The following is a 22,490-nucleotide window of genomic DNA, read 5'->3' as shown; positions in this document are numbered from 1 at the left end:
GTGGCCGGCCATGGACCAGCCGCCTTCCATGCCTCCCGGGCCCGCGGACGCCTTCCGGAGCCCCGCCCCAGCCGGTTCCGTGGACCGGCGTCAAAGGCGGCCGGCGGCCTTCAGCGCGAGGTAGGCGTCGGCGAGCGCGGGGGCCAGGTCGTCGGGGACGGCGTCCACGACCTCGACGCCGTGGCGGCGTAGCCGGGTGGTGAGCCTGGCCCGCTCCCCGCGAAGGTGCTCGGCCGCGGCGGCATCGTAGACCAGCTCGGCCGAGCCGCGTCCCTGCGCCATCTCCGCGACGCGCGGGTCGGCGACCGAGGCGACCAGCACGAGATGGCGCGAGGCCAGCTGAGGAAGGACGGGCAGCAGCCCCTCCTCCATGGCCGCCGGGTTGAGATCGGTCAGCAGGACGACCAGGCAGCGCCGCTTGGCCCGCGACATGACGGCCGCCACCATGCTCTCGGCGTCCGCCTCGACGAGCTCGGCCTCGATCGGGGCCATCACGTTGACCAGCGCCGACAGCGAGTCCGTACGAGAGGCGCCGGACATCCACGCCCGCGCCGCCCGGTCGTGGGCCAGGAAGTCGACCCGGTCCCCGGCGCGGGTCGCGAGGGCGGCCAGGAGCAGGGCGGCGTCCATCGACCAGTCGAGCCGCGGCCATCCGGCGGCGGCCGCCGTGCCGGAGACCCCGCCCGCGCGCTCACGGGACCCGCCGCCAGGCGCGCCCGGAAGATCGTGGGGCCGTACGGGGAAGGGGGAGGCGCCGACGCGGCCCGCGGCCGTGCGGCCGGTGTCGAGGACGATGAGTACCCGCCGGTCCCGCTCGGGACGCCAGGTCCTCACCACCACATCGGCGCGGCGGGCCGTGGCACGCCAGTCGATCGAGCGCACGTCGTCGCCCACGACGTACTCGCGCAGGGAGTCGAACTCCGTCCCCTGCCCGCGCACCAGAGCCGGGTGCTGTCCCTCCAGCTCGCGAAGCCTGGACAGCTTCGCGGGCAGGTGCTTGCGGCTCAGGAAGGGCGGCAGGACCCGCACGCTCCAGGGCACGCGGTGGGATCCCTGGCGCGCGGCGACGCCCAGGGGCCCGAGCGACCGCACGGTGACCGTGGCGGCCTCGCGGTCGCCGCGCCGCGTGGGCGTCAGCGTCGTGACGAGGCGGCGGCGCTCGCCGGCCGGGACGTCGAGGCGCAGGTGACGCGGGCTCGCTCCCGCCGACGGCGGCCATGCGTCCCGCAGCCTGCCCCGTACGCGCCGGCTTCCCGGGTTCTCCACGATCAGCTCAACGGTCACCGACTCGCCCAGCCGTACGAGACGCTCCCCGCCGCGCTGGAAGCGCAGCGGGCGGACCCCGCCGGCGAACACCAGGTCGATCACGACCAGCGCGCCGAGCGCCAGCAGCAGGCCGAGCACGGCGTAGTCGGGCCGCGGCGCGACCAGCACGCCGATCGCGCCCAGCGCGGCGATCAGCCCGGCGCGGCCGGTCAGTGCCATCAGCGGGGGACCGGGACCGAGGCGAGCACGCCGTCGAGCAGCCCGTCCGGCGTCGCGCCCTCCAGCTCGGCTTCGGGACGGAGCTGGACGCGGTGCCGCAGGGCGGGCTTGGCCAGGGCCTTCACGTCGTCCGGCGTCACATAGGAGCGGCCGGACAGCCACGCCCAGGCGCGGGCCGCCGCCAGCAGCGCGGTGGCGCCACGCGGGGACACGCCCAGTTGCAGCGAGGGCGACATGCGGGTGGCCCGCGCGAGATCCACGACGTACCCGAGCACCTCCGGGGCCACGTGGAGCTTCGCGACCTGGGCCCGGCCGGCGGCGAGATCCTCGGCCGAGGCCACCTGCTTGATGTGCGACAGGTCCTTGGGATCGAAGCCCAGCGCGTGGCGTTCGAGCACCGCTATCTCCTGGTCGCGCGGCGGCAGCGGCACGGTCAGCTTGAGCAGGAACCGGTCGAGCTGGGCCTCCGGCAGCTGGTAGGTGCCTTCGTACTCGATCGGGTTCTGCGTGGCGACCACCACGAAGGGGTCGGGCAGCTTCATGGGCGAGCCGTCCACGCTGACCTGCCGCTCCTCCATGGCCTCCAGCAGCGCGGCCTGCGTCTTCGGAGGGGTGCGGTTGATCTCGTCGGCGAGCAGCAGGTTGGTGAAGATCGGGCCCTCCCGGAAGGCGAACTCCGCCGTCTTGGCGTCGTACACCAGCGAGCCGGTGACATCGCCCGGCATCAGGTCCGGGGTGAACTGCACGCGCTTGAAGTCGAGCGAGAGGGTGGCGGACAGCGTTCGCACGAGCAGCGTCTTGGCCACGCCGGGGACGCCTTCCAGCAGCACGTGCCCCCGGCACAGCAGGGCGATGACCAGCCCCGTCACCACGGCGTCCTGTCCGACGACCGCCTTGCCCACCTCGGCGCGCAGCGCCCCGAGCGCGTCTCTCGCCGGATCGCCGCCGGCGGCTGGAGGCTGGTGGGCGTCGGAGGGTCCTTCGGCCGAGGCCGGCGCGGATGCCGTGGGCGGCGGATACGCCGTAGAGGGCGCCTGGGGCCAGGAGTGACCGGGCGATCCGCTCAAGGGGCCTCCGGGCGGAGGTGTGGTCACGGCTCTCGTACCTGCCTTTCCAAGGTGTCGAGGTGGCCCGCGAGGGCCACGAGCCCGGCGTCGGTTGCCGGTATCGGGCCGTACATGACTGAACGCACCCAAACCGCATCATGCCCGGTTCGGAGGGCGGTCGCGGCGATGATCTCGTCGGGAGTCGCGTCGCCGGACAGCCCCAGTCGCGGGGTGAGCCGCGACACGCACGCCGCGCGCAACGTGGCGGAGGCGCGGTCGCGGGCCCGGCGGGCACGGTAGAGGCGGCCACGCCCCTCGACGGTCTCCGCCGCGCGGACGATCACGGGCAGCCGCTCGACCACCACCGGACCGAGGCGCCGGCCCCGCCAGAACGCCACCACCAGCACCGCGACGCAGAGCTGGAGCACCGCCCAGGGCAGCCCCCGAGGGATCAGATCGGCGGCGCTCGCCTGCCCCGACCCGGGCGTCACCTGAGGCCGGTCCGGCGGGACGAGCCAGATGAGCACGGGCCTGGCGCCCGCGAGGTTGATCGCCAGGGCGGAGTTGCCGTCCTCGGCGAGCCGCTGGTTGGTCATGAACCCGCCGTCGCCGACGACGGTGATCGTGGGAGATCCGGACGTGCGCACGAGGGTCGGCCCGTCGGCCGAGGGATAGCAGCCCACGGCCCCGGCGGGCACGGTGAGCGCCGCGCCGCCCATGTACGCGCTTCCCGCGCGGGCCACGGGCGGCAGGTCGCAGCCCGGCTCCCTCGATCGCACGGCCGCCTCGGTGCTGGGCGTGATGCCCGGGGCCAGGGTGGACAGGCCGTTCACCGAACCGACGATCAACCGGTCGGCCCGGGTGCGGGAGAGTCCCTTGATGTCGTCCCGGCTGAGGAACGAGGTGCCGGACACCAGGAGCTGCGCGCCCGGCCCGTCGAGCCGGACGACCTCCGCGAGGGTCGAGACCCGCTCGACCTGAACGCCGCGCCGGGCCAGGATCTGGGCGAGGGCCTTGCTTCCCGCGAGCGTCGTGTCCGCGGGGTCCAGCCGGCGGTTCTCCGTGGAGGCGCCGGTGAACAGCGCGGTGAGCGCGGCGACGAGGATCACCAGCACGCCAAGGACGATCATGCCCCGGTTGCGGCGCCACATGCTCCGCGCCGTCGGGGACGTGGAGGTCGAGGGCTCGGCAGGAGCGTTGGCGCGCTCGGACGCGGTGACGGTCACGGGGCGCCCGCCGGGGTGGTCGCGCGCGCGGCCGGTCTGGCGGCGCGGAGACCCTCGTCAAGATCGGCCATGGTCCGGTAGCCCTCCGCCGTTCCCGGCACCTCGCCATAGGTCACGTCGTCGAACAGGCGGGCCGCCGCCGCCAGGCCCGCCGCGAACGGGGGAAGCTCCCGGCCGGCGGCCTCGGCCAGCTCGTCGGCCGTGCGCCCCGGCTGCGGCGCCACGATGGCCCGGTGTTCCAGGTCGCGGGCGATGGCGCGAAGCCGTTCACGGATGGCCTCCGACCAGCGCGACTCCCCGGCGAGGCGATCGGCCTCGGCCCGGTGCTCCGCGGCCGTGCGCTCCCGCGGCCCGAAGAGGCCGTCGGCCGCGGCCCGGTGGGCGCGGGTGGCCCTCCGGGCCTGCCAGGCGATGAGGGCGACCAGCGCGGCGACGATGAGCAGCACGATGGCCAGCGCGAACACGCCCCCGGCCACGCCCTTGGGCGCGCTGTCGGTCAGGCCGTCGACGAAGTCCTGGATGGTCCTGAAAATGCGCTCGGCCAGCGACTCCTGCTGGTACTCGGGCTTGATGAGCTCTTCGACGGCCCTGCGGCGCGCCTCGTCCCGCCCGATGTCGTCGAGCACCATGGCGCCGGTCACGGCGGGGATCACAGTGACGATCACGGCGCTCCGGGGGTGCCGGTGGGCTGGGGGCCGGCCGCGCCGGCGGCGTGGGAGGGGTGCCACAACTCGTCGGCGGTGGCGGGGACCCAGCCCTGACGCTGCTGCTCGATCGCGGCGGTCTGCAGCACGAGGTCGAACGCCTCGGCGCGCATCCGCCGGTCGGTGTAGAGCAGCCCGTTGACCCCGGCCTGGATGGGGTAGGTGATCATGGAGCTCAGGATGCCGCCGAGGGTGAACAGGATCGTCGTGATCACCGTGGCCGCCAGGCTCCCCTGGCCGGCGAAGATCACGACGACGCTGACGATGTTGATCGGCACCGACAGGATGCCGCCGAGGAAGCCCACCATGATCTGGGTCAGCAGCAGAATACCGAGCACGCGCCAGAAACTGCCTCTGACCAGCGACCACGACCTGCGCATGGAGTCGATGACCCCACGCCGCTCCAGCACCACGGCCGGAGCGGCCAGGGCCAGATGGGTGCTGATGAACAGGGCGTACGCCAAGTAGGCGAGGGCGAGGAGCAGGCTGACGCCCACGAGGGCTCCCACGCCGGCGCCCGCGGCGTAGAGGCCCACCACCAGCGCGACGGCGACGGCGAGCGGCGCCAGCGCGATCAGGCCGGTGAGAAGGGCCAGGCCGAACAGCGCGGGCAGACGGGACCGGGTGAGGCGCCAGGCCTCCCCGACGGTGATCCGCCCGCCGAACACCGACCGGCCGAGCACCCGCGTCAGGATGCCGGTCAGCACGGTGACCAGGAAGAACTGGATGATCAGCGAGAGGAGGGCCCCGCCTAGCTGGGCGACCAAGCCGCCCACCGGCACCTCGGAGCCCGACTCAAGAGCCGAGGGGTTCGCCAGCAGGTCGCCCATGGAGCGGTAGTACACCGCCTGGCCGATCGCCAGGGGAAGCGTGCCGATCGCCGCGGCGATGGCCGACAGGCCGAGCGTGGCCTTGGGGTTGGAGCGGATCAGCTTGATCGTTCCGTCGAGGATGTCGCCGAGGGCCAGCGGACGCAGCGGGATGATCCCCGGTCGCAGCGCCTGGGGCGGCGGGTGGTAGCCGGACGGCCGGCCGTATCCGGGCGCCTGACCGTAGGGCCCGTACGGCGCCTGCCCGTACGGGGGCTGGGCCCGGCCGTCGTGGGGAGCGTATGAGGGCGGCCCCTGCGGAGGCTGCCCATACGGCGGGGCCTGCCCGGGGACCACCTGGCCCTGGGCCGCCTGACCTGCGGGGACCTGGCCCGAAGGCGGGGCATCGGCGGGAGGGCCTGAGTCGCCGGGGGCGGTCCACGGCGTCTGGCCCTGGCCGGCGTATGGCGGAGGCTGGTTCTCCGCCCAACGGGGGGGCGTGCTGGGCTCGGAGCCGTGACCGTCTGACATATCCCAATCCTGGCATGTCGCACCGCTCTTCGTGGTGGCCAGTCAAGCGATCAAGGCGTGGGATGGCCGAATAGGACCCACATGGCGCATGCTTGGTGAAGGGCCGAACGGGTCCGCGCCACGCCACGTGACAAGCTCATCGAGCCAGATCATTGGCGGGTTCCGTAACCTGCGCCTAAAATTCGGCTTTTGGTGAAGCCAATGTTCGGCCGTTTATCACCCAGCGATGACTCGCAGGTAACCTTCGGTCGGTCGTACGGCTTCCGCCTCAACTCCAAAACTGTGCATAACGAATGAGGGGCCATGAAAGGTCGCGTGCTGGTCGTCGACGACGACGCCGCTCTCGCCGAGATGCTTGGCATTGTCCTTCGAGGCGAGGGCTTCGAGCCGTCGTTCGTGTCCGACGGGGACAAGGCGCTCGACGCGTTCCGTGACACCCGTCCCGACCTGGTACTTCTCGACCTGATGCTGCCCGGCGCCGACGGCATCGACGTGTGCCGCCGTATCCGCGCCGAGTCCGGCGTGCCGATCGTCATGCTGACGGCCAAGAGCGACACCATCGACGTGGTGCTCGGCCTGGAGTCCGGAGCCGACGACTACATCGTCAAGCCCTTCAAGCCCAAGGAGCTCGTGGCACGGGTGCGGGCGCGGCTGCGCCGCACCGACGAGCCGACGCCCGAGGTGCTCCAGATCGGCGACATCACCATCGACGTCGCGGGCCACTCGGTCAAGCGCGAGGACGAGACCGTCAACCTCACCCCGCTGGAGTTCGACCTGCTGGTCGCGCTCGCCCGCAAGCCGCGCCAGGTGTTCACCCGCGAGGTGCTGCTGGAGCAGGTCTGGGGCTACCGCCACGCGGCCGACACCCGCCTGGTCAACGTGCACGTGCAGCGGCTCCGCGCCAAGATCGAGAAGGACCCCGAGCACCCCGAGATCGTGGTCACGGTGCGCGGCGTAGGCTACAAGGCAGGCCCGGCGTAAGCGGCGAGGCCGCTCCCACGCTGTGACCCCTGGACATCCCCATGGCCCCTCCCCCCCTGTCTTCCGGCTCCGCCCGCACCACGGGAGGGCCCAAGACGAAGAAGAAAGCCCGGCGTACGCCCCGCCAGATCGTCCGCGGCGTCCGCAGGCGAGCACGGCGCGCCGCGGGGCGGATACGCCGGGCCTGGCGGCGCTCCCTCCAGCTGAGGGTCGTCACGAGCACGCTGGTCATCTCCATGATCGTGGTCGCGGTGCTGGGCTTCTTCCTGATGTCGATGATCGACACGGCGGTGCTCCGGGGCCGCGTCAACTCCGCGACGGCCGAGGCGCGGGCCAACGTGACGACGGTGGCGAGCTACCTCAACAGCCAGCCGACGCTCGCCGGGGTCAAGCAGGACGCGGCCGCCCAGGAGGACGACAGCTCCGCGATCACGATGAAGAGCGCGGTCGACCAGGCGGCCTGGGCCCTCGCCCAGCGGGCCGACTCCCGCTACAGCGTCCTGATCCTCAACGTGCGCGAGGTCGGTGAGGACCGCGGCACCGGCGACATCGATCCGAAGAGCGTGACCCCCAAGCTGCGCGACAAGGTGCGGCAGGCGCAGGGCCAGCCCCAGGGGCAGTACACCTCGATGTTCTACGCGGGCGAGAACCGGCCGGTGCCGGCGCTGGCGATCGGCGCGCTGGTGCCCAACGTGTACGGCGACGACTACGAGGTCTACCACTTCTTCCCGCTCGAAGACGACGTCGGCACGCTGTCCGCGGTCCAGCAGTGGCTCATCTTCGTCGGCGTGGCACTGGTCCTGCTGCTCGCGGCCATCGCCTCCCTGGTCACCCGGCAGGTCGTGACCCCCGTGCGGCTGACGCGCCAGGCGGCGGAGCGGCTCGCGGCCGGGAGGCTGGAGGAGCGGCTGAAAGTGCGGGGCGAGGACGACCTCGCCCGCCTCGCGACCTCCTTCAACGAGATGGCCTCCACCCTGGCACTGAAGATCCACCAGTTGGAGGAGCTGTCGCACGTCCAGCGGCAGTTCGTCTCCGACGTCTCCCACGAGCTGCGCACCCCGCTGACCACGGTTCGCATGGCGGCCGACCTGCTCTACGAGAGCCGCGAGGACTTCGATCCCGCCGCCGCCCGGTCGGCCGAGCTCATGCAGAACCAGCTCAACCGCTTCGAGTCCATGCTCGCCGACCTGCTGGAGATCAGCCGGTACGACGCCGGGGCCGCCACGCTCGACATCGACTCGGTCGACATGCGCGATGTGGTCCTCAGGGCGGTCGGCGACTCCCAGCCGCTCGCCGAGCGCAAGGCCACCCGCCTCGACCTGCGGCTTCCCAACGAGCCCTGCATGGCCGAGGTCGAGAGCCGCCGGGTGGAGCGCATCCTGCGCAACCTGCTGGTCAACGCCATCGAGCACGGCGAGAGCCGCGACATCGTGGTCACGCTGGGCGCCGACCGCGACACGGTGGCGGTGGCCGTACGCGACCACGGGGTCGGGCTCAAGCCCGGCGAGGAGAACATGGTCTTCGACCGGTTCTGGCGGGCCGACCCGTCACGGGCCCGCACCATCGGCGGCACCGGCCTGGGCCTGGCGATCTCCCGCGAGGACGCCATGCTGCACGGAGGCTGGCTGCAGGCGTGGGGCATGCCGGGCGAGGGCTCCCAGTTCCGCCTGTCGCTGCCCCGGCAGGCCGGGGCGGAGCTGCGCGGCTCCCCGCTGCCGCTGGTGCCACCGGAGATCGAGATGCGGCGCACCTGGAGAGGGCAGGCCACGCCGGTCCTGTCCCCGGCCATCGAGGGAGGTTTCGATGCCGACTAGCGCCGTCCCCCGGGCCCCGCGGGTGCCATCGAAGGCGGCGCTGCGAGCGCTCGCCGCGGTCGTCGTCATCCTGGCCGGAGCCGCGTGCTCCACCGTGCCCACCGGAGGCGCCATCTTCGCCGCCGGCGGCGAGAGCGAAGGCGATCCGCTCAGCCAGCCGTACGTCCGCATCCTCGCCGCCCTGCCCAAGCCGAAGGGCACGCCCCTGGAGATCGTCAACGGCTTCCTCGCCGCGGCGGCGAGCTTCGACGATCCCCTGCGCTCGGTGGCCCGGCAGTACCTCACCGGGGAGGCCCGGCGCACCTGGAGTCCCTTCGACTCGGTGACCATCTACGACGACAGGAAGCCCGGCGGTGACTCGACCGGGGACGTCCAGACGGCCCAGGTGGAGCTGAAGGCCATCACCCAGGGCACGCTCGACGGCGACGGTCACTACGTGCCGAACGCCTCGTCGAGCGAGCTGAGCAAGGACTTCACCCTGGTCAAGGTGGATGGCCAGTGGCGCATCTCCGCCGCGCCCCCGGGGCTGCTGCTGTCCAGCGACGACTTCAAGCGGGCTTACCGGTCCTTCGACCTGTATTTCGCGGCCCACCAGTCGGCGGGCCTGGTGGCCGACCGGGTGTGGGTGCCGATCAATCCCAGCGAGGGACTGGGCAAGTCGCTGGTCGGTCGGTTGCTCGTCGGGCCGACCGCGCCGCTCAGGGGCGCCGTCGAGTCCGCCTTCGGACAGGACGACGACGTCAACGACGTCTTCGTCGAGGGTGACACCGTCGTGGTCGACTTCACCTACGGCATCGTCGACTCGGCCAGGGCCACCACCAACAGGGAGGCGCTGTCCGCGCAGCTCAGGTGGACGCTGAAACCGCTCACCGAGTCGCGGCGCATCGAGGTGAGGGTCAACGGCGAGCAGTTCCCCGGCGGGCCGTTCTTCATCGAACCGCACGACTACGACCGCTTCGACCCTGATGTGCTGACCTCCTCGCCCAGCGCCTACTACCTGCAGCAGGGCAAGCTGCACCTCGTGGACCAGGAGCGCAAGAACCCCGTCATGCCGGGCATCGGCCCGGTCCAGGCGCGGCAGTTCACCCACCTCGCCGTGTCCGGTGAGCAGCCGCCCAAGGTGGCCGCCCTGGAGAAGCAGGGCGGGGTGTGGGTCAGCGGGCTCACCCCGGGAAGCCAGTGGCAGCGCTGGCTGGAGGGGGCCAAGCTCACCCCGCCGTCGTGGGACCGCTACGGCGATCTCTGGACGGTCTCCCGGCAGGGTCCCCGCAAGTCCGAGGTGCTACGGGCGCACGACCCCTCGCGTCAGTTCCCGGTGAGCGCGCCGGGCCTGGAGTCCACCGACGTCAAGGCGTTCCGCGTCGCCAGGGACGGCTCCCGCGTGGCCGTCATCTCCGACGACGGGCACGGCCAGCGGGTCATGGTGGGATCGATCAACAGGTCCTCCTGGGCGATCCAGAACCTGCGCACGCTGGTCCCGGCCGAGAAGAGCCAGGAGATCACCGACATCGCCTGGCGGGACGCCAGCACGCTCCTGGTCCTCACCAACACCAAGCCGGACCGCGTGCTCACCCCGTGGTCGGTCACGGAGGGGGTGCGGGACGAGGAGCCCAAGGCCGCCACCCGCATCGAGTCCATCTCCGCGGCCCCCGATCCGTCCGAGGTCCTCGCCGGCACGGCGGACGGCGGGGTGCTGGTCTGGAGCCGGCAGAAGAGGACATGGATCACGCTGATCGAGCGCGGAGCGGGCATCCCGGTCTACCCGCTGGGCTGACCTCGCGGCCGGGCGGGCGCGAGGAGGCCCTGGGGGCGGCTAGGGGCTGTGGAAAAGTCCTGGACCCGGCGAGGGTTGTGGACAGGTCCTGGGGCGGCCCGCGGTCCTGTCGGTGGCGGGTCGCATGGTGGCCGGGTGCCGAACGCCTTCCTCGACGTGATCCTGCCCCCGAGCTGCGCCGGGTGCGCGCGCCCTGGCGCCGTCCTCTGCCCCGCCTGCGCGGCCGAGTTCCACGACGACCCCCGGCCGAGGTGGCCGAGCTCACCACCTCCAGGGCTGCCCGACTGCTGGTCGGCCGCCGACTACCAGGGAGCGCCCCGGCGGGCCATCCTGGCGTACAAGGAACGGGGCCGCACGGCGCTGGCCCGGCCGCTCGCCGCGTGCCTGGTGTCCACTCTGGTGGCGGCACGGGCGTCGCCGGCCTGGCCGTGCGGGCGTGACCGGCCGCTCGTTCTCGTTCCCGTCCCCAGCTCGCGCAGGGCCGTACGACAGCGCGGCCATGATCCCGTGGGGCGGCTCGCGGCGCTCGCCGTGCGGGGCCTGCGGGCGCGGGGCTGGCCGATCGCCCTGGCGCCGGTGCTCGAGCAGCGGCGGCGCGTCCGCGACCAGGCGGGCCTCAGCGCCGCGCAGAGAGCCGCCAACCTGGCCGGGGCCTTCGGTGTACGCAGGGCGGCGCAGGCCAGGCAGCGCGCTTTCTGGGGACGGGCAGAGCCGGTCGCGGCGCTGGTCGACGACATCGTCACCACCGGGACCACCCTGGCCGAGGCCGCCGGGGCGCTGCGCCACGCGGGGGTCGCGGTCCCGCTCGCGATCACGCTGGCCGCCACCCGGCGGAGGGAAGGCTGACCGGAATGGGACAGGGGCGCGACACGCCCGGGATAGATCCAACTCTTAAAGATTACGAAGAGTAATGAATTCGTCAAATCGTAAACCTACCCCCGTAGTCACATGTTGCTGGCGCCGTCGTCGAACCTCCCTGCTCAACCGACGCTGGAAGCCTTCGCACACGGCCCCCGGCGACACCGACGTTCAGGCGCGCGACCCCCCCGGGAGCCCCAAGCAAATCACTTAAAGTGATCCTTTAGTCGATCCCACGGCTGACATTCGGGCCGGTAGCGACTAGCGTTCGAGCATGGCACCCGTTCGGGTCCGTGGTTGCGCCGGACCGACCCCCTCAAGGGGACCGGAATGGCTAGCCGATGCCAGCCGCAGGCGAAACGGCCCACGTAAGGCGACTCTTCGTCGACCGATCACGGTGCGGCTTAGAGGTAAGTCCTGCCTTCCCGGAGGTCCAGATGTCCTCCGACAGAAGAGAAGGGCAGTAGTGGCGACTGAGCCGCGAACCCCTCAGCAGGCGGATGTGGGGACGAAGACCAGGTCGGCCGAGCGGGTGTCCTCCTCGCAGTCGAGACGAAGGGGGGCCTTTGAGTGGACATCATCGTCAAGGGACGGCACACCAGTGTGAGTGACCGGTTCCGCGATCATGTGACAACGAAACTGGCCAGGATCGAACGACTGGACAACAAGCTCATACGAGTGGACGTGGAGGTGTCCAAGGAAGCGAACGTGCGGGCGACCGACGAGCGCGAACGGGTGGAGTTGACGATTCACTCCAAAGGCCCGGCGGTCCGGGCGGAAGCATCCGCCGACGACCGCTTCGCGGCACTCGACATCGCCCTCGGCAAGCTCGAAGGACGGCTTCGGCGCATCGCCGATCGCCGGAAGGTCCACCACGGTAACCACTGCCCCCCATCGGTAGCCGAACTGACCTCCGCCCTGGCCGACACCTACGAGCCGTTGCCGCAGCCGCTTCCCGCGGAGCCCCAGGCTCAGGAGAGATACGAGACCGACAGGTCGCCACACGACGCCGCGTACGAGGAACCCATCGTTCCGATCGAGATGGACGGCGACGGCCCCCTCGTCGTCCGCGAGAAGTTCCATGAGGCCGATCCGATGACCATCGACCAGGCACTGCTGGAGATGGAGCTCGTCGGGCACGACTTCTACCTGTTTAGGGACAAGGAGTCAGGGCACCCCAGCGTCGTGTACCGGCGCGTCGGGTACGCCTATGGCGTGATGCGGCTCGTAGAACAGTAACCAACGCGTTCGAAGATCCTCTCGACCACGCCCGCGCGCCGGAATCCCATGTAATGATGGCGGTTCCGACGGCGCGGGAGCGTCGCGCGGTAGGGATCGACCTACCTGGCGCGATCTGGCTCCCCACGAGGAGGAGGCGTGACGCAGACCGACGAAACGGCCGGCCGCTCCGGGCGCGACGAGCCGATCCGCGTGCTGATCGTTGACGATCACGCGTTGATCCGGCGGAGCCTGGAGCTGGCGCTGACCGCGGAGCCGGACATCGAAGTGGTCGGTGAGGCCAGCGACGGGCAGGAGGCGGTCGAGATCGCCGACCGCCTGCTCCCCGACGTCGTTCTGATGGACGTCCGTATGCCGCGTCAGGGCGGCATCGAGGCGACCAAGGTCATCAAGGCATCGGTGCCGAGCGCACGGATCGTCATGCTGACCGTGAGCGACGAGGAAGAGGACCTCTTCGAGGCGATCAAGGCGGGAGCCACCGGCTACCTGCTGAAGGACGTGCAGATCGACGAGGTACCCGACGCGGTCCGCGGCGTGCACGAAGGCCAGTCGCTCATCAACCCGGCCATGGCGGCCAAGCTCATCACCGAGTTCGCCAACATGAGCCGCAAGGAGGCCGAGCGCCCGCCGCAGCTTCCTGTGCCCCGGCTGACCGAACGCGAGATGGAAGTCCTGCGCCTGGTCGCCAAGGGCATGAACAACCGCGAGATCGCCAAGCAGTTGTTCATCTCAGAGAACACCGTGAAGAACCACGTACGCAACATTCTGGAGAAGCTGCAGCTCCACTCCCGGATGGAGGCCGTGGTCTACGCCGTGCGGGAACGCCTCCTCGAGATCACCTGAGCGGGCCGGGCCCCCACCGATCAGACGAGACCGGTGGGGGCCCGCCGCAGGGCCGCCTCCAGCGGTGCGGCCAGGTCCGATGCGCCGACCCGTTCGACGCGCACGTCGTCGCAGCCGACCCAGGCCGCCGCCTCCCAGAGCGCCTCGGCCATGGCCTCGACCGAGCCGGCGCGGACGGCGCCCGCCGCACGGCCGGTGACCGGCTCGAAGCCCACCTGCCTTGCGACGAACGTCGACCCGTCACGCGCGGGGTCGACCCGCCCGATCAGGCGGCCGCCGGCCAGGACCGGCATGGTGAAGTAGCCGTGGACGCGCTTCTCCTTCGGCACGTACGCCTCGAGCCTGTGGGTGAAGCCGAACACGCGCTCGGTGCGCGCGCGGTCCCACACCAGGGAGTCGAACGGGGACAGCGGAGTCGTGCGGTGGCGGCCGCGCGGCGCGGTCTCCAGCGCGGCGGGATCGGCCCAGGCGTTGGGACCGGCGGCCGTCGCGCGGCCGTCGCGCCCACCGGCCCAGCCCGCCACACGCACCGGCACGAGCCCGGCCGTGCCGTCGAGCAGGGCCTGGTCGAGCATCGCCGTGTGGGCGCCTCTCAGGCGCAGGAAGTCGACCAGGTCGGCGCGGGTGGCGACTCCCAGCGCGATGCCGGCGACGCGTGCCAGCCGCACGACGCACTCGGTGTCGGTGAGCTCCTGGCCGAGGAGGGCGGAGGGGACGACCCGCTCGGCCACGTCGTAGACGCGGCGCCAGCCGACCCTGCGCGTGCAGACGACCTCGCCGATGTCGAGGAGGAACTCCACGGCGATCTTGACGTCGGACCAGTCCCACCAGGGGCCGCCGTTCTTGGCGCCGCCGAGGTCGGTGGTGGTCAGCGGCCCCTCGCTCCTGACCTGCTCCAGCACCTTGTCGATCGTGGGCGGGACCTCGTGCCAGCGGAACCGCCGCTCGCGGTAGGCCCGGCGGCGGAACGCATAGAGGGGCCAGTCGTCGATCGGCAGGACGCAGGCGGCGTGGCACCAGTATTCGAAGGCGAGGGCGGGGTCATGCCAGTAGGCCCGCTCCACCTTGGCCCTGCCCACCGAGCCGAGCCGCGCGTACGCCACGAGCTCGTGGGAGCGGGCCAGCACCGAGATGGTGTCGAGCTGCACGGCGGCCAGGCGGCGCAGCATGGCGGTCACCCCGCCCCGGCGGGAGTCGGCGCCCAGGAACCCCTGGGCGCGGAGGATGACCCGGCGCGCCTCGTCGGCGGAAAGCTCTAGCACGGGGGCGGGGAGACCGTTCGGCATGACCCGATGGTAGGACGTGGCACCGACAAAACCGTTACATAGGTGTCGCCCGGGTGCCCGCGCTCGGAGATGGACGCCCCCACGGGCGCCTCGGCACGATGGGGGCGAACGGAATCCCCGAGCGGTCAGGCGTGGTCGCCGCGACGCTCGAAGGGGGAGTGGTGCTCCTGGACGGCGATGTCACGGGGAGCGTCCTCGATGACATCGGAGAAGATGTCGAAGACCAGGGCCAGCACGCCGCCGACGGCGATGACGCCGCCACCGATCCAGAACAGGAACCAGTTGGGGCCCATCACCAGGGCGACACCGCCGATGGTGAAGCCGAGCAGGATCACGGTGACGGCGAGCCACGATGTGGGTCTCCCCGCGTGTGACTGCCCGCTGTGTGCCTGCGCCGGTGCGCTCTCGGCCATCCTGACTCCTTGATCTTGTTCAATTCCCGTGCTGTAAGAGGGGCGCCACGAGGCAAAGATTCCCTCCCCTTACCATCGCACGATATACAACCTGGCTCTCCCTCCCGCAGGCCGTGCCCGGTAAAGGCCTCAGGTGAGGGCATCAGGGAACCTTCGGGGCCCGAACAGCGTCGTTGACGATGGCTGTGTCCGGTGGTGAAACCGCCTACCATGGCTACGGGGAACCATGTCTGTCCTCATGTCCCGGCCGTCGGGCCGCGGTCAGACCTGCGAGGAGCTTTACAAAAAGTGCCAGCCATTCTCGACAAGATTCTTCGCGCCGGCGAGGGCAAGGTCCTGCGTAAGCTGAAGCGGATCTCCGAGCAGGTCAACTCCATCGAGGCCGACTTCACGAGCTTGAGCGACGCCGAGCTGCGCGCGCTGACAGATGAGTTGAAGCAGCGCCATGCCGACGGCGAGTCGCTCGACGATCTGCTTCCCGAGGCGTTCGCGGCCGTGCGCGAGGCCGCGCGCCGGGTGCTCGGCCAGCGCCACTTCGACGTGCAGATCATGGGCGGTGCCGCGCTGCACCTCGGCAACATCGCCGAGATGCGCACCGGTGAGGGCAAGACCCTGACCTGTACGCTGCCCGCCTACCTCAACGCGCTCGCCGGCAAGGGCGTCCACGTCGTCACGGTCAACGACTACCTCGCCAAGCGCGACGCCGACACCATGGGCCGGGTGCACCGCTTCCTCGGGCTCGAGGTCGGCGTGATCCTGGCGAACATGCAGCCCGACGAGCGCCGCAGGCAGTACAACGCCGACATCACCTACGGCACGAACAACGAGTTCGGCTTCGACTACCTGCGCGACAACATGGCGGTGTCCCTGGAGGAGTGCGTCCAGCGCGGCCACCACTTCGCGGTCGTGGACGAGGTCGACTCCATCCTCATCGACGAGGCCCGCACGCCGCTGATCATCTCCGGCCCCGGCGAGCAGTCCGGCAAGTGGTACCAGGAGTTCGCGAAGATCGTCCCGCGCCTCCGCCGCGGCGTCGAGGGCAAGGACGGCGAGGAGAGCACCGGCGACTACATCGTCGACGAGAAGAAGCGCACGGTCGGCGTCCTTGAGGCCGGTGTCGAGCGGGTCGAGGACTGGCTGGGCATCGACAACCTGTACAAGCCCGAGCACACCCACCTGGTCGGCTTCCTCAACAACGCGATCAAGGCGAAAGAGCTCTACAAGAAGGACAAGGACTACATCGTCGTCGACGGTGAGGTCCTGATCGTCGATGAGTTCACCGGTCGCGTGCTGCATGGGCGCCGCTACAACGAGGGCATGCACCAGGCCATCGAGGCCAAAGAGTCGGTGAAGATCAAGGACGAGAACCAGACCCTCGCCACGATCACCCTGCAGAACTACTTCCGCCTCTACGGCAAGCTCGCCGGCATGACCGGCACGGCCACCACCGAGGCGAACGAGTTCCACCAGACCTACAAGCTCGGCGTCATCCCGATCCCGACCAACATGCCGATGATCCGCAAGGACCAGGCCGACGTGGTCTACAAGAGCGAGGACGCCAAGTTCAACGCCTGCGTGCTCGACATCAAGGAGCGCTACGAGCGGGGCCAGCCGGTCCTGGTCGGCACCACCTCGGTCGAGAAGTCCGAGCGGCTCTCCAAGATGCTCAAGCGGGTCGGCGTCGTGCACGAGGTGCTGAACGCCAAGAACCACGCGCGTGAGGCCACGATCGTCGCCGAGGCGGGCCGCAAGCACGCCGTCACCGTCGCCACCAACATGGCCGGTCGAGGCACCGACATCATGCTCGGCGGCAACTCCGAGTTCCGCGCCGACATCGAGCTCCAGCAGCGCGGCCTGTCCCCGTCGGAGACCCCCGACGAGTACGAGAAGGCGTGGCCCGAGGCGCTGGAGAAGGCCAAGGAAGCCGTCAAGAACGAGCACGACGAGGTCACCGAGCTCGGCGGTCTGTACGTTCTGGGCACCGAGCGCCACGAGTCGCGGCGTATCGACAACCAGCTCCGTGGCCGCTCCGGCCGTCAGGGTGACCCGGGCGAGTCCCGCTTCTACCTGTCGCTCGAGGACGACCTCATGCGGCTGTTCAACTCCGCCCGCGTCGAGATGATCATGACGCGGCTGAACATCCCCGAGGACGTGCCGATCGAGTCGGGCATCGTCTCCAAGGCCATCGCCTCGGCCCAGCACCAGGTCGAGCAGCAGAACTTCGAGATCCGCAAGAACGTCCTCAAGTACGACGAGGTCATGAACCGCCAGCGCAAGGTGATCTACGCCGAGCGCCACCGGGTTCTGGAGGGCGCCGACCTGCACGAGCAGGTCCGCGACTTCGTCTCCGAGGTCGTCGAGGGGTACGTCCAGGCGGCCACCTCCGAGGGGTTCGCCGAAGAGTGGGACCTCGACAAGCTCTGGAAGGCGTTCCAGCAGCTCTACCCGATCTCGGTGACCGTCGACGAGCTGATCGAGCGCGAGGCGGGCGGCGCCCGCGAGAACCTCACCCCGCAGGTCATCACCGACTGGGTGAAGGCCGACGCGCTCGCGGCCTACGAGCGGCGCGAGGAGGAGCTCGGCACCGAGGTCATGCGTGACGTCGAGCGCCGCGTCATCCTCTCCGTGCTCGACCGCAAGTGGCGCGAGCACCTCTACGAGATGGACTATCTCCAGGAGGGCATCCAGCTGCGGGCCTATGCCCAGCGCGACCCGCTCATCGAGTACCAGCGCGAGGGCTTCGACATGTTCGCGGCCATGCTCGACGGCATCAAGGAGGAGTCGGTCGGCTACCTGTTCAACCTGGAGATCCAGGTGCAGGAGAACCCGATCGTCGAGGAGTCCGCCGTCCAGGACGCCAACGTCACCGAGGCCGGGGCGATCATCTCCAAGGCACTGCGCCGGCCGCAGCGTCCCACTGAGATGATCTACACCGCTCCCGGTGAGAACGGCGAGGTCGAGCAGACCCGGGTGCGCACCACGGCGGCGGAGCGTGCCGCCTACGGCAACGTCGAGCGCAACGCCCCCTGCCCCTGTGGCTCGGGCAAGAAGTACAAGCGTTGCCACGGCGACCCCAAGCACGTCGACGCCTGACCGCCCCCGGCCCGCTGTGACGGGCTGAGACGGCCCGCCAACGGCCCCGCGACCGATCTTCGGCCGCGGGGCCGTTCGCGTCGTCACGCGCTCATGCGGTCTCGAAGTCGGTGCACAGCCACTGCACGCCGTGCCGTTCGAGGCGGATCGCCAGCACGTGGCTGCGCTCGCCGCAGTGGACGAGCACGCACACCTCGACGGCCCCGTCCCGCGGCTGGTTGACGTGCGGCGACCCGACCATCGGCGGGCGTCTGGTGTGGATCATCTTCCCTGCGCGCACCAGCTCGGTGTACGCCCTGTCGGTCAGGCGGTCGGCGACGCTGCTCGGCGGCCGCCTGCCCGCCAGGATCTCCGCCATGGCCTGCCCGAGGCTCCGCAGCCTGCGCTCGTCGGGCAGGGAGCCGGTCACGGCGCCCACGGGCGTCCGGGCGCCAGGAGGCGGGTCGTAGGCGAGGGCGAGCGCCCCCTGGGTCGGAGGAGGGCTCGCCGGCGTGGCCCCGGAGCCCCGCTCGTCGTCGTAGGGCGGGTCGGCCGGGGGCAGGTAACGCAGCCGGGGGAGGGTGGCCGGACGGGAGGGACGGGGCATCGGGCACTCCGCTGTCGTCGGTGGATCCTGACGCACTAAGGAGTTTCCGGACCGGCCTGGTGATACGGGCTTCGCCAACTTCCCGTTCAGGCAGGCGTTTCGTATGGGTTGGGGGTTAAAGATCACTGCGAGTTGGAGCGCTGGGTGACCCGGCGGCCTCCGGTTTCGGCCGGCTCGCGCCGTGGAGGTGGGCGTCCGAAAATGCGGTCAGGGAGTGGTGGCGCGTGAACCCGGTGGCCCGGCCACCTCGCCGGAGTCCAGATCCGCCTCCGGTTCTCGTCCCGGGGTCATGATATTGAGTCGCTTGATCAGGAAGGTGAACACGACGTAGTACACCACCGCGTAGATCAGTCCGATGACCATGATCTGCCAGAACCTGTCGGTGTTGGACTTGGTGGCGTTGAGCGTCGCGTCGATGGCCCCGGCCGAGAAGCTGAAGCCGAGGTGCCCGTCCAGCGCGGCGACCAGGGCCATCGACAGGCCGGTGAGCAGGGCGTGGATCACGAACAGCAGCGGCGCGACGAAGATGAAGGCGAACTCGATCGGCTCGGTGATCCCGGTGACGAAGGCCACGAGCGCCGCCGAGATCATGATGCCGCCGACGGCCGGGCGCCGGTGGGCCGGAGCCGCACGCCAGATCGCGATCGCGGCGGCGGGGAGGCCGAACATGATGACGGGGAAGAACCCGGCCATGAACTCGCCGGATCCGGGATCGCCCTGCAGGTAGCACGTGAGGTCGCCCGCGAACTGCCTGCCCGCGACCGTGCAGTCGGGGACCTGGAACCACACGATCGAGTTCAGGAAGTGGTGCAGGCCGAAGGGGATGAGCAGCCGGTTGAAGACCCCGTAGATCCCCGCTCCGGCCGTCGAGTGCTCGGCGAGCCACCGGCCGAAGCCGGTCATCCACTCCCCGACCGGCTGCCAGAGCAGCCCGAACACCACGCCGAGCAGGAGCGCGGCGAAGGCCGTGACGATGGGCACGAAACGGCGGCCGCCGAAGAACGCCAGCCAGGTCGGCAGCTTGATGCGGTAGTAGCGCTGGTAGAGCAGGGCCGCGGTGATCCCGATCACGATGCCGCCCAGCACACCGGTCGGGTTGCCCGCCGCCAGGTTGATCACTTCCGTGGGCCGGCCGTCCGCTCCGACGACCGTCTGCGCCACCCTCTGATGGACGGCGAAGCCGGCGGAGGCGTCGAAGAACAGCAGTTTGGACACCCGGTCGAAGACGAGGTAGCCGATGAGGGCGGCGAGGGCCGTGGATCCGTCGGAGCGGCGGGCGAAGCCGACGGCCACGCCGATGGCGAAGAGCATGGGGAGGTTGTCGAACAGCACTCCACCCGCGCCTCCCACCACCTCCGCGATCTTGTCCAGGGCGGCGCTGTCGGTCCGGCCGAGCAGGTCGTCCTGGCTCAGCCGGAGCAGCAGGCCGGCGGCGGGCAGGGCGGCGATCGGCAGCATCAGGGAGCGGCCGATGCGGGACAGGATCGCCATGAGAGCGGAGGCGGATGAGGGGGCCGCGGGCGGTGCGGCGTCGGCCGAGGTGGAGCTCATCGGCTTTCCTCCAGGAAAGGGATGGGAGGACTAGCTGCGCCGCGTCGGTATCTCCAGCACCGTGCGGAGCTGGTACCGGTCGGCACGGTAGGTCGAGACCCCGAACTCGACGCAGACGCCGCCCGAGAACGACCGGCGCTGGAGCAGCAGCACGGCGCCGCCACGGGGCAGCTTGAGCAGATCGGCGTCGCCGGGATCGGCGATGCCACCGTCGATGGTCAGCTCTCCCGCGTCCAGCACCACTCCGTGGCGCGTCTCGAGCAGCGCGTAGAGCGATCGGCCCGACAGGTCGAACGACTCCAGGTCGGGCGCGAAGGACACCGGGATGTGGGCCCGTTCGATGCACAGCGGCTCTCCGTCCGCCGTGCGCAGCCGTTCGATGAAGTGCACGGCCTCGCCTGGCTGGATGCCGAGCTCTCGTGCGAGGTGGGCGCTGGCCCGGACCACGCGCCGGTCCAGGTCGCGGGAGCCGGGTTCCATGCCCCGGGCCCGCATGTCGTCGCTGAACGAGGTCAGGCGCAGCGCCATCTCGATCTTCGGACGGGCCACGAAGGTGCCCTTGCCCGCGACGCGATGCAGCCGTCCCTCGGAGACCAGGTGGTCGACCGCCTGGCGTACAGTCATCCGCGACAGGCCGAAACGCTGGCAGAGCTCTCGCTCGGAGGGGATCGCCGCGCCGATCGACAGCTCGTTGTTCTCGATGAGGTCGAGGAGGATCTCGCGAAGCTGGAAGTACTTCGGCACGGGGCTGTCGGGGTCGATCCGGGCCACCGCGTCCTCTCCTCTCGATCTCGTTGCAGGAATAAGTTAAGGTTTGTACTGGTCTAGTCCGGACTAGACCACATGCCAGAAATGAGTGTCAACGTACGGACCGGCGACGGATCGATAACGGCCCGATCTCGCCCTCCGCGGCTGAAGGACGGGCACGGATGACGACCAAGATGCGCAGCGAGATAGCCGAGCAGCCGGCCGCCCTGCGGGCCACGCTGGAGGCCCTGCTCCCGCGGATCGACGAGGTGAAATCGCTGGCAGGGCAGTCGCGCCAGCTCGTCTTCATCGCCCGGGGCACCTCCGACAACGCGGCGGTCTACGGCCGCTACCTGATCGAGGCGCACGCGGGCAGGCTCTCCTCGCTCGCCGCCCCCTCCATCGCGACCACCTACAAGCGCAGGCTCGACCTCACCGGCGTGCTCGCCGTCGCGCTCTCCCAGTCGGGCCGGACCGAGGAGATCGTCGAGACCCTGGCCTGGGCCAAGGACTGCGGCGCCTCGACGGTGGCGATCACCAACGGCGGGGAGCGGTCGCCGCTGGCCGAGACCGCCCACCTGGCCCTGTGCACCGAGGCGGGCGAGGAGAAGGCCGTCCCGGCCACCAAGACCTACACCACCCAGCTCGCGGCGCTCGCCGTGCTGGCCCTGGGTCTCGGCGCCGACGTGGACATCGACGACCTCAACCGCGTTCCGGACGCCGTCGAGGAGCTGATCGCCGACCCGGGCGACCTCGACGCCGTGGTGGAGGGGCTGGCCCACGTCTCCGGCGTGGTGGTCTCGGGCCGGGGCATGGCGTTCTCGACCGCGCTGGAGACCGCGCTGAAGCTCAAGGAGGCGTGTTACCTGCACGCCATGGGCCTCTCGTACGCCGACCTGCTGCACGGCCCGATCGCCGTCGTGGACGAGAGCACGCCGGCGCTGCTGGTGGCGGCCGACGAGGGCCCGACGCTGCCCGGCACCATCGCGCTGGCCCGCCGGGTCACCGGCGCCGGGGCGTCCTCGTTCTCCGTGGGCGGTGGCGCGGAGCTGGCGGCGGCCTCGACGGCGTCGCTCAACGGCCCGGCCCTTCCCGAGTGGGTGGCGCCCATGGGCCTCATCGTCCCGGGGCAGCTGCTGACCGAGGCGCTCGCCCGCAGGCGGGGCATCGACCCCGACTCTCCTCGCGGCCTGAACAAGGTGACGCAGACGGAATGACGTCGTTACCTTTGCCGGGGGCGTTATGAGGAGGACGGAAATGGCGGCAGACGCTAACGCGATCATCGCCGGGCTCGGTGGCGCGGCCAACATCATCGAGATCGAGCCGTGCATCACCCGCCTTCGCACCGAGGTGCGTGACGCCTCCAAGGTCGACCACGCCGCCCTGAGGGCGGCCGGCGCCCACGGCGTCATGGCGGCGGGCAACGTCGTCCAGGTCGTGGTGGGTCCCGACGCCGACACGATCGCCTCCGACATCGACGACATCATCGCTTGAGCCCGCGCCG

18 protein-coding genes and 2 pseudogenes are annotated in these 22,490 nt (G+C 70.7%); 10 read left to right on the top strand and 10 right to left on the bottom strand.

The window, feature by feature from the left end:
* Nucleotides 1–90: 90 nt before the first annotated feature.
* The 5 genes from ABD810_RS28980 to ABD810_RS28960 are packed head-to-tail and all read right to left on the bottom strand — an operon-like array spanning nt 91 to nt 5,801.
* A complete protein-coding gene (locus tag ABD810_RS28980; protein WP_344947401.1) occupies nt 91–1,485 on the bottom strand; it encodes a DUF58 domain-containing protein in 1,395 nt (464 codons plus the stop codon).
* Nucleotides 1,485–2,552 (bottom strand): AAA family ATPase, encoded by a 1,068-nt coding sequence (locus tag ABD810_RS28975; RefSeq protein ID WP_344947398.1) that lies wholly within the window; start codon nt 2,550–2,552, stop codon nt 1,485–1,487. The genes ABD810_RS28980 and ABD810_RS28975 overlap by 1 nt, the downstream gene beginning before the upstream one ends.
* 23 nt (nt 2,553–2,575) lie before the next feature.
* Nucleotides 2,576–3,757 (bottom strand): DUF4350 domain-containing protein, encoded by a 1,182-nt coding sequence (locus tag ABD810_RS28970; protein ID WP_344947395.1) that lies wholly within the window; start codon nt 3,755–3,757, stop codon nt 2,576–2,578.
* Nucleotides 3,754–4,422 (bottom strand): DUF4129 domain-containing protein, encoded by a 669-nt coding sequence (locus tag ABD810_RS28965; RefSeq protein WP_344947392.1) that lies wholly within the window; start codon nt 4,420–4,422, stop codon nt 3,754–3,756. The genes ABD810_RS28970 and ABD810_RS28965 overlap by 4 nt, the downstream gene beginning before the upstream one ends.
* Nucleotides 4,419–5,801 (bottom strand): DUF7847 domain-containing protein, encoded by a 1,383-nt coding sequence (locus ABD810_RS28960; protein WP_344947389.1) that lies wholly within the window; start codon nt 5,799–5,801, stop codon nt 4,419–4,421. Before ABD810_RS28960 ends, ABD810_RS28965 begins: the two co-directional genes overlap by 4 nt.
* A 303-nt stretch (nt 5,802–6,104) precedes the next feature.
* Between ABD810_RS28960 and mtrA the strand changes: the two genes are divergently transcribed.
* The 6 genes from mtrA to ABD810_RS28930 all read left to right on the top strand — a co-directional run bounded on the left by mtrA (nt 6,105) and on the right by ABD810_RS28930 (nt 13,310).
* Nucleotides 6,105–6,782, top strand: coding sequence for an MtrAB system response regulator MtrA (gene mtrA, locus ABD810_RS28955; protein WP_214408661.1), 678 nt, complete (start codon nt 6,105–6,107; stop codon nt 6,780–6,782).
* Between the two features lie 41 nt (nt 6,783–6,823).
* Nucleotides 6,824–8,596: an MtrAB system histidine kinase MtrB gene (gene mtrB / locus ABD810_RS28950; protein WP_344947367.1), complete on the top strand. Its 1,773-nt coding sequence runs from the start codon at nt 6,824–6,826 to the stop codon at nt 8,594–8,596.
* Nucleotides 8,586–10,370: an LpqB family beta-propeller domain-containing protein gene (locus tag ABD810_RS28945; protein ID WP_344947362.1), complete on the top strand. Its 1,785-nt coding sequence runs from the start codon at nt 8,586–8,588 to the stop codon at nt 10,368–10,370. Before mtrB ends, ABD810_RS28945 begins: the two co-directional genes overlap by 11 nt.
* A 135-nt stretch (nt 10,371–10,505) precedes the next feature.
* Nucleotides 10,506–11,216: a ComF family protein gene (locus ABD810_RS28940; protein WP_344947359.1), complete on the top strand. Its 711-nt coding sequence runs from the start codon at nt 10,506–10,508 to the stop codon at nt 11,214–11,216.
* 582 nt (nt 11,217–11,798) lie between these two features.
* Nucleotides 11,799–12,467, top strand: a complete 669-nt coding sequence (gene hpf / locus ABD810_RS28935; protein WP_344947353.1) for a ribosome hibernation-promoting factor, HPF/YfiA family — start codon at nt 11,799–11,801, stop codon at nt 12,465–12,467.
* A gap of 138 nt (nt 12,468–12,605) precedes the next feature.
* Nucleotides 12,606–13,310, top strand: a complete 705-nt coding sequence (locus ABD810_RS28930) for a response regulator (protein ID WP_344947350.1) — start codon at nt 12,606–12,608, stop codon at nt 13,308–13,310.
* A gap of 20 nt (nt 13,311–13,330) precedes the next feature.
* Here the strand turns inward: ABD810_RS28930 and ABD810_RS28925 are convergent, their stop codons facing one another.
* Both ABD810_RS28925 and ABD810_RS28920 read right to left on the bottom strand, forming a co-directional pair.
* On the bottom strand, nt 13,331–14,596 hold the full coding sequence (locus tag ABD810_RS28925) for a winged helix-turn-helix domain-containing protein (RefSeq protein WP_344947346.1): 1,266 nt from the start codon (nt 14,594–14,596) through the stop codon (nt 13,331–13,333).
* Nucleotides 14,597–14,721: 125 nt separating this feature from the next.
* Nucleotides 14,722–15,009 (bottom strand): HGxxPAAW family protein, encoded by a 288-nt coding sequence (locus tag ABD810_RS28920; protein ID WP_344947341.1) that lies wholly within the window; start codon nt 15,007–15,009, stop codon nt 14,722–14,724.
* Nucleotides 15,010–15,297: 288 nt separating this feature from the next.
* Here ABD810_RS28920 and secA point away from each other — a divergent pair.
* A pseudogene (gene secA, locus ABD810_RS28915) lies at nt 15,298–17,821 on the top strand (preprotein translocase subunit SecA); the annotation flags it as partial.
* Between the two features lie 122 nt (nt 17,822–17,943).
* Nucleotides 17,944–18,102 (top strand): annotated as a pseudogene (locus ABD810_RS41140) (SEC-C metal-binding domain-containing protein); the annotation flags it as partial.
* Nucleotides 18,103–18,193: 91 nt separating this feature from the next.
* Here the strand turns inward: ABD810_RS41140 and ABD810_RS28910 are convergent.
* From ABD810_RS28910 to ABD810_RS28900, 3 genes are all read right to left on the bottom strand, one after another.
* Nucleotides 18,194–18,688: an Rv3235 family protein gene (locus tag ABD810_RS28910; RefSeq protein WP_344947332.1), complete on the bottom strand. Its 495-nt coding sequence runs from the start codon at nt 18,686–18,688 to the stop codon at nt 18,194–18,196.
* 207 nt (nt 18,689–18,895) lie between these two features.
* Nucleotides 18,896–20,239, bottom strand: a complete 1,344-nt coding sequence (locus ABD810_RS28905; protein ID WP_344947329.1) for a PTS transporter subunit EIIC — start codon at nt 20,237–20,239, stop codon at nt 18,896–18,898.
* A gap of 30 nt (nt 20,240–20,269) precedes the next feature.
* Entirely contained in the window at nt 20,270–21,010 is a 741-nt protein-coding gene (locus ABD810_RS28900; RefSeq protein ID WP_344947326.1) for a GntR family transcriptional regulator, read from the bottom strand.
* Nucleotides 21,011–21,168: 158 nt separating this feature from the next.
* Here ABD810_RS28900 and ABD810_RS28895 point away from each other — a divergent pair, with 158 nt between their 5' ends.
* Together ABD810_RS28895 and ABD810_RS28890 are read left to right on the top strand one after the other, a co-directional pair.
* Nucleotides 21,169–22,203, top strand: a complete 1,035-nt coding sequence (locus ABD810_RS28895; RefSeq protein ID WP_344947323.1) for an SIS domain-containing protein — start codon at nt 21,169–21,171, stop codon at nt 22,201–22,203.
* A gap of 40 nt (nt 22,204–22,243) precedes the next feature.
* Entirely contained in the window at nt 22,244–22,480 is a 237-nt protein-coding gene (locus ABD810_RS28890; protein WP_344947320.1) for a PTS sugar transporter subunit IIB, read from the top strand.
* The last annotated feature ends 10 nt before the right edge of the window (nt 22,481–22,490 follow it).

It is taken from the genome of Sphaerisporangium flaviroseum, from assembly GCF_039537005.1.
Classification (GTDB): Bacteria; Actinomycetota; Actinomycetes; order Streptosporangiales; family Streptosporangiaceae; genus Sphaerisporangium; species Sphaerisporangium flaviroseum.
This window is presented reverse-complemented; position numbering and strand designations above follow the sequence as displayed.

Coding starts and splice junctions, on each gene's coding strand:
- ABD810_RS28980 (WP_344947401.1), bottom strand. CDS start 1,485: ATGGCACTGACCGGCCGCGCCGGGCTGATCGCCGCGCTGGGCGCGATC.
- ABD810_RS28960 (WP_344947389.1), bottom strand. CDS start 5,801: ATGTCAGACGGTCACGGCTCCGAGCCCAGCACGCCCCCCCGTTGGGCG.
- mtrA (WP_214408661.1), top strand. CDS start 6,105: ATGAAAGGTCGCGTGCTGGTCGTCGACGACGACGCCGCTCTCGCCGAG.
- mtrB (WP_344947367.1), top strand. CDS start 6,824: ATGGCCCCTCCCCCCCTGTCTTCCGGCTCCGCCCGCACCACGGGAGGG.
- ABD810_RS28945 (WP_344947362.1), top strand. CDS start 8,586: ATGCCGACTAGCGCCGTCCCCCGGGCCCCGCGGGTGCCATCGAAGGCG.
- ABD810_RS28925 (WP_344947346.1), bottom strand. CDS start 14,596: ATGCCGAACGGTCTCCCCGCCCCCGTGCTAGAGCTTTCCGCCGACGAG.
- ABD810_RS28920 (WP_344947341.1), bottom strand. CDS start 15,009: ATGGCCGAGAGCGCACCGGCGCAGGCACACAGCGGGCAGTCACACGCG.
- ABD810_RS28910 (WP_344947332.1), bottom strand. CDS start 18,688: ATGCCCCGTCCCTCCCGTCCGGCCACCCTCCCCCGGCTGCGTTACCTG.
- ABD810_RS28905 (WP_344947329.1), bottom strand. CDS start 20,239: ATGAGCTCCACCTCGGCCGACGCCGCACCGCCCGCGGCCCCCTCATCC.
- ABD810_RS28895 (WP_344947323.1), top strand. CDS start 21,169: ATGACGACCAAGATGCGCAGCGAGATAGCCGAGCAGCCGGCCGCCCTG.
- ABD810_RS28890 (WP_344947320.1), top strand. CDS start 22,244: ATGGCGGCAGACGCTAACGCGATCATCGCCGGGCTCGGTGGCGCGGCC.